Source organism: Variovorax sp. 20P10.2.4, assembly GCF_058244205.1.
In genome coordinates this window covers 1-4,275 of sequence record NZ_JBZAYE010000616.1, presented here as the reverse complement: position 1 = coordinate 4,275, position 4,275 = coordinate 1, and the positions used below count along the sequence as shown (strand labels likewise).

Below are 4,275 nucleotides of genomic sequence, written 5' to 3'. Positions count from 1 at the left end.
CTCGGGCGTTTTCACGCGCCCGAGCGCCAGCGCGAGCGTCATCAGCGCCGCACCGCTCAACAGCCCGCCCAGGTGCGCCATGTAGGCGATGCCCTGGCCGCCTACCAGGTGCTGCAGCAGCTCGTTGGCGATCCAGGCCGGCAGCAGCAGCAGGGCCGGTGCCGTGACGTAGTTGAAGTAGAAGAACAGCTGGTAGAAGAAGCGGATGCGCCGCAGCCGGTACATCACGGCATACATGCCCATCAGCGCCGACACCGCGCCCGAGGCGCCGAGCCCGTAGCTGCCCTTGCCCGCATAGGCCCAGTCGGCCAGCGCCGAGGCACCGACGGCGCCCAGGAGGTAGAAGCTCAGGAAGGTGGTGCGCCCGAGCGCGAGTTCGACCGAGAAGCCGAACAGGAACAAAAACAGCATGTTGCCCAGCAGGTGGCCGGTGCTGCCGTGCAGGAAGGCGGCCGTGATCCAGGTCCAGGGCTTGAACTCGGCGTCCTTCGCGTAGTCCTGCGCCCAGCGCTCGGTGAAGGGCTCGGGCCACTGGGCATCGAACTGCTGGCGCTCGCGCTTCCACTCGTCGAAGCGCGGATGCGCGGGCGTGATCACCTCGTCGGCGCGCAGCTGGCGCAGGAAGACGCGCTCGTGCTGCAGGCCCTCGAGCAGCTCGTCGGTGCGCTTGAGCTTGAGCAGCTGCCGCGCAGCCTCGGCGCGCGGCGACTGCGTGCGCTCGAGCCAGTCGACGAAGGCCGGCAACTCGAGCGCCGGCAGCGCGCTCTTCGCGTAGTAGCGCGCGGCGCGTTCCTGCGCGTTTTCCTCGCTGCGCTGCGGGCCCCAGAACACCAGCATGTTCACGAGGATCAGCAGCACCGTCATCCACGGCGGGTTGCGCCAGCTCGGGCGGTTCTCGAGCGGGATGGCGTAGAACATGGCGGGCCCTGCGGGTCGCGGTGCTGCCGAGGGCCGGCGCGATCAGCCGAGGCGGGCGCGGTGGCGCGCGATCTGCGCCTTGACCTGCGCGGGCGCCGTGCCGCCGAGGATGTTGCGTGCGTTGAGCGAGCCGCGCAGGCTCAGCACGTCGTACACGTCCTTCTCGATCTTCGGGTTGAACTGCTGCAGCACCGCCAGCGGCAGCTCGGCCAGGTCGACCTTGTGCGAGGTCGCGGCCTTGACCGCGTGGGCCACGATCTCGTGCGCGTCGCGGAACGGCAGGCCCTTCTTCACCAGGTAGTCGGCCAGGTCGGTGGCGGTGGCGTAGCCGCGCAGCGCGGCCAGTTCCATCGCCTCGGGCTTGACCGTGATGCCGCCGATCATCTCGGCGAAGATGCGCAGCGTGTCCTTGAGCGTGTCGACGGTGTCGAACAGCGGCTCCTTGTCTTCCTGGTTGTCCTTGTTGTAGGCCAGCGGCTGGCCCTTCATCAGCGTGATCAGCGCCATCAGGTGGCCGACCACGCGGCCGGTCTTGCCGCGCGCCAGCTCGGGCACGTCGGGGTTCTTCTTCTGCGGCATGATCGACGAACCCGTGGTGAAGCGGTCGGCGATCTGGATGAAGGCGAAGTTCTGGCTCATCCAGAGGATCAGCTCCTCGCTCATGCGGCTGATGTGCACCATGCACAGGCTGGCGGCGGCGCTGAACTCGATCGCGAAGTCGCGGTCGCTCACGGCATCCAGGCTGTTCTGGCACACGCCTTCCATGTTCAGCGTCCTGGCGACCAGCTCGCGGTCGAGCGGGTAGCTGGTGCCGGCCAGCGCGGCGGCGCCCAGCGGCAGGCGGTTGACGCGGCGGCGCACGTCGGCCAGGCGCTCGGCGTCGCGGCTGAACATCTCGACGTAGGCCAGCATGTGGTGGCCGAAGCTCACGGGCTGCGCCACCTGCAGGTGGGTGAAGCCCGGCAGGATCACCTCGACGTTCTTCTCGGCGATGTCGACCAGCGACTTCTGCAGGGTGACCAGCAACTCGGCGATCAGGTCGATCTCGCCGCGCAGCCACAGGCGCACGTCGGTCGCGACCTGGTCGTTGCGGCTGCGGCCGGTGTGCAGCCGCTTGCCGGCGTCGCCCACGAGCTGGGTCAGGCGGGCCTCGATGTTCAGGTGCACGTCTTCCAGGTCGAGCTTCCACTCGAAGGCGCCGGATTCGATCTCGGCGCGGATCTGCGCCATCCCACGCTCGATCTCGGCGTGGTCCTGCATGGTGATGATCCCCTGCGCGGCCAGCATGCCGGCATGGGCGAGCGAGCCTTCGATGTCGGCCTGCCACAGGCGCTTGTCGAAGAAGACGCTGGCGGTGTAGCGCTTCACGAGGTCGCTCATGGGTTCCGAGAACAGGGCGGACCAGGCTTCGGATTTCTTGTCGAGTTGGTTTTGGGTCATGGGAGCCGTTCGGGAGGCAATAATGGGCTGGTTACCCAATGTATCTGCGAATGCGCAAGCCGGCGATTTTATCGGCCACCCCACCCGCCGCGTCCTCCGACCGCGCCCGCCCGCCCGCGCGCGCGCAGGCCGTGCTGTTCGACGCCTGCCAGATCGGCGTGGTGCTGCGCACCGTGGTCTTCGTCGAAGCGGTGGTGGGCGTGGCCGCGATGTTCGTCTCGGGCTCGCCCGGCGAGTGGCTGGTGCAGGCCGCCACCGTCACGGGCGGCGCCTTGCCGGCCACCCTGCTGTGGTTGGTCGCGGCCTGCGGGCTCAAGAAGCCGCTGCGGCGGCTGCCGGTGCCGTGGCAGTACGCGGTGGGCGCGCTGCTGGGCGCCATCTCGGCGCTCTATGGCTGCGGGCTGCTGCGGCTCACGGGCGTGCTGGTCAGCGCGCCCTGGTTCGCGAGCGCCCTGGCCGGTGCGTTCTTCGTCGGCATGGTGATGGCGGCGATGGTGCTGCGCGCGCGCGGCCAGACGCCGGCCGCCACCACCGCGCGGCTCGAGGAGCTGCAGTCGCGGATCCGGCCGCATTTCCTGTTCAACACGCTCAACAGCGCCATCGCGCTGGTGCGCGAGGAGCCCGCCAAGGCCGAGACCATGCTGGAGGACCTGAGCGAGCTGTTCCGCCAGGCGCTGGCCGATCCCGGCGAATCGGGCACCCTGGCCGACGAGATCGCGCTGGCCGAGCGCTACCTCGCGATCGAGCAGGTGCGCTTCGGCGAGCGGCTGCGCATCCGCTGGGACCTCGATGCCGCGGCCAGCGACGCGCGGCTGCCGCCGCTCTTGCTGCAGCCCTTGGTCGAGAATGCGATCAAGCACGGCGTGGAGCCGAGCCCGGACGGTGCCAAGCTGCGCATCCGCACCGAGCGACGCGGCTCGATGGTGGTGATCGAGGTGGTCAACAGCCTGCCGCCGCTGCGCTGGGCCGACGAACCGCTGCCGCGCGGCCACGGCATCGCGCTGGCGAACGTGAGGGACCGGCTGCGGCTGCTGCACGACATGCGCATGCAGTTCAGCGCCGGCATGGATCAGAAGAGCTACCGGGTGCGCATCGCGATACCCGCCGAATCATGAACGCATGCCATTGCGTGGGGGGACATGAATGAGCCTGAGGACATTGATCGTCGACGATGAAGCGCTGGCCCGCTCGCGGCTGCGCACCCTGCTGCGCGACTGCAGCGCGCCCGCGGCCGAGGTGGTGGCCGAGGCCGCGCAGGGCGCCGAGGCGCAGGCGCAGCTGGCCTCGATGAAGCTCGACGTGGTGCTGCTCGACGTGCACATGCCCGGCATCGACGGCATCGAGGTGGCGCGCGCGCTGCGCGAGCGCGCCGACGCGCCGGCCGTGGTGTTCGTGACCGCCCATGCGGCGCATGCGGTCACCGCCTTCGAGCTCGACGCGGTCGACTACCTCACCAAGCCCGTGCGCGCCGAGCGGCTGCAGCAGGCGCTGCAGAAGGCCGAGCGCTACCTCAAGGAGCGCGCCAGCGACAAGGTGGCGCAGGAGAGCGTGCTGATCCAGGACCGCGGCCGCGCCGAGCGCGTGCCGCTGGCGGAGATCGTCTACCTGAAGTCCGAGTACAAGTACCTCACGGTGCGCACGGCCGCGCGCAGCCACATCCTCGACGGCTCGCTCAACGATTTCGAGGAGCGCTATCCCCAGCGCTTCCTGCGCGTGCACCGCAATGCGCTGGTGGCGCGCAGCGCGATCCGCGCGCTCGAGCGCTACGACGACGGCGAGGATGCCGAGGGCTGGGCGCTGCGCCTGTCGACCGTGCCCGAGCTGGTCGCGGTGTCGCGCCGGCAGCTGGCGGCGGTGCGCGAGGTCATCAAGGACGCACGATGAACGACAAGGCGCGCGAGGACGACGCACCGCGGC

General features: G+C 69.8%; 4 protein-coding genes. 2 read left to right on the top strand and 2 right to left on the bottom strand.

Going from position 1 to position 4,275, the window contains the following annotated elements:
* A partial coding sequence (locus AC27VN_RS34305) for a rhomboid family intramembrane serine protease (RefSeq protein ID WP_490879472.1) occupies nt 1-918 on the bottom strand: 918 nt, incomplete at its 3' end.
* Nucleotides 919-960: 42 nt separating this feature from the next.
* Nucleotides 961-2,358 (bottom strand): argininosuccinate lyase, encoded by a 1,398-nt coding sequence (gene argH, locus AC27VN_RS34300; protein ID WP_093348594.1) that lies wholly within the window; start codon nt 2,356-2,358, stop codon nt 961-963.
* A 50-nt stretch (nt 2,359-2,408) separates the two neighbouring features.
* Here argH and AC27VN_RS34295 point away from each other — a divergent pair, with 50 nt between their 5' ends.
* Together AC27VN_RS34295 and AC27VN_RS34290 are read left to right on the top strand one after the other, a co-directional pair.
* On the top strand, nt 2,409-3,473 hold the full coding sequence (locus AC27VN_RS34295) for a sensor histidine kinase (RefSeq protein WP_490879471.1): 1,065 nt from the start codon (nt 2,409-2,411) through the stop codon (nt 3,471-3,473).
* A gap of 28 nt (nt 3,474-3,501) precedes the next feature.
* Nucleotides 3,502-4,242 carry a LytR/AlgR family response regulator transcription factor gene (locus tag AC27VN_RS34290; RefSeq protein ID WP_057592325.1) on the top strand — a complete coding sequence of 247 codons (741 nt, stop codon included), beginning with the start codon at nt 3,502-3,504 and terminating at the stop codon, nt 4,240-4,242.
* Nucleotides 4,243-4,275: the final 33 nt, after the last annotated feature.